This is a genomic window from Streptomyces sp. NPDC102467, assembly GCF_044765445.1.
In the GTDB taxonomy this organism is placed as follows: domain Bacteria; phylum Actinomycetota; class Actinomycetes; order Streptomycetales; family Streptomycetaceae; genus Streptomyces.
Genome location: NZ_JBIWKA010000066.1, coordinates 1 through 1,589, shown reverse-complemented (window position 1 = coordinate 1,589; position 1,589 = coordinate 1). Strand labels below are relative to the sequence as shown.

General features: G+C 63.3%; 2 protein-coding genes. One reads left to right on the top strand and one right to left on the bottom strand.

Annotated features, from left to right (window positions below):
• Positions 1-73: 73 nt before the first annotated feature.
• Positions 74-634, bottom strand: a complete 561-nt coding sequence (locus tag ACIREE_RS42635) for a winged helix-turn-helix domain-containing protein (protein ID WP_404164982.1) — start codon at positions 632-634, stop codon at positions 74-76.
• Positions 635-1,221: 587 nt separating this feature from the next.
• Here ACIREE_RS42635 and ACIREE_RS42630 point away from each other — a divergent pair.
• Positions 1,222-1,509: a hypothetical protein gene (locus tag ACIREE_RS42630; RefSeq protein WP_404164981.1), complete on the top strand. Its 288-nt coding sequence runs from the start codon at positions 1,222-1,224 to the stop codon at positions 1,507-1,509.
• The last annotated feature ends 80 nt before the right edge of the window (positions 1,510-1,589 follow it).

Here is a 1,589-nt window from a genome sequence, read left to right as displayed (position 1 = left end):
CGGACGAGCCGGACTCCATCTGCTCCGCAAGCGAGTCCTCCTTGCTTGACTATCGTCACGTAACGTCACTCCGTCACGGAAATCTTGACTGAGCCCATCGACTGGCCGGCTTCGTCTTCGAAGACCACCCACCCGCTGTTCGCCGCCGCGGTGCTCTTACCCGCGGCCACACCTCTCGTTTCCACAACTCCACTGCGTCGTCGTCACGCTCGATCGCACGCCGGGTCGGCTGTTGCCAGGACCAGCCATAGCGCCGCAGCAGTCGCCACGTGCCCTCCACGGTGTACGAGACGTGGAACAACCGGCCGATCACCGCCTTCACGCGGGCCAGCGTCCACCGCTGGTCGGCCCACCCGTGTGCCAGCGGGCCGCGCTCCAACTCCCGCTCCAACCTGTCCATCTGCGCGTCAGACAGTCGGGGTCGACCAGGTGACCCCTTGGAGGCCACTCCGGCGTGGCCGCCCTCGCGCCACTGGCGTCGCCAACGTTCCACCGACCGTTCCGAGACCCGCAGCATGGCAGCGATCTCCCGGTTCTTCCCGCCAGCCTCGAAGCACGTCGCGGCCTGGCGCCGGACCCGCTCCCGCGCGGCTCTCTCGACGTCGGTCAAGCCGCCGCCCTGCGCATATCTCACCGAACGAGGACTACCGAGGTCACCTTCACGCTGTCTGGCCAACAGCCCGACATCACCCGATCAAGTTCAGTACGAACGCAAGCCGGAACACTTCCTCGCCTTCACTGCCATCGCCGCAACGCTCATATGCCACCGCAGACTGGCCAAGTGAAATGGCGTCTAAGGGCATCCGCCCCAGTGACGTGGCCGATCAACTCGGCATCACAGTCGGCGATATGAAGAAGATGATCTTCGGGCTGGCCATGACGTCCATGGATGGAGGCGGTGAACGCGCAGACGGCCACAGTTCGGATGGGATCCTTAGTCTCGTGCGGTGATGGACACAGCAGACGGTTCCTTGCAGCCGAGAGCAGGGAACGCTCCGGCTACGCCCAATAACGCAGGCAGTTGCGCCACCGCCGGGGCTCGCCAGATGAGACGCCAGCTCACCATCAAGCTGAGACTCACCACCAACTTCCGTCGTACGTAAGCGAGATGTAGGTTCCACGCCCGTCAGCGCTGACGCTCTGACCTGTCTGAGTGCTACTTCTGGAGTCGGCCTTGCTGCGGGCGTCTTGGAAAGTCCACTATGCCTAGAATATGGATTTGTGAATCTTCCAGCACGTGTACGGCAAGCTCTCGGTGAAGTTGTGCATCCGGGAAAGTTTGAGCAGTGCGCCTGTGCCCTGCTGAAGTCTCGGTACCCATGGCTGTCGGCGGTCGAGGAAGGCCACGACTTCGGCCGTGACGCGGAAATTTACTTCCCCTTCGATGGAGACACCCTGGATGCGCGGGGACGCCTCATGGTCACGACCGGCGATCCTGTGGCCAACGTGCGCAACGGCCTGCATCGGATGCAGGAGGAGGGACTACGCGTCGACCTAGAAGATCACTGAAAATGTTCGGCTGTTCTGGCCCTGGATCATGCGGTCCGGGGCCAGTCTGGTGGGTATGCAGGGTGAGTGGGCCGGGGTGC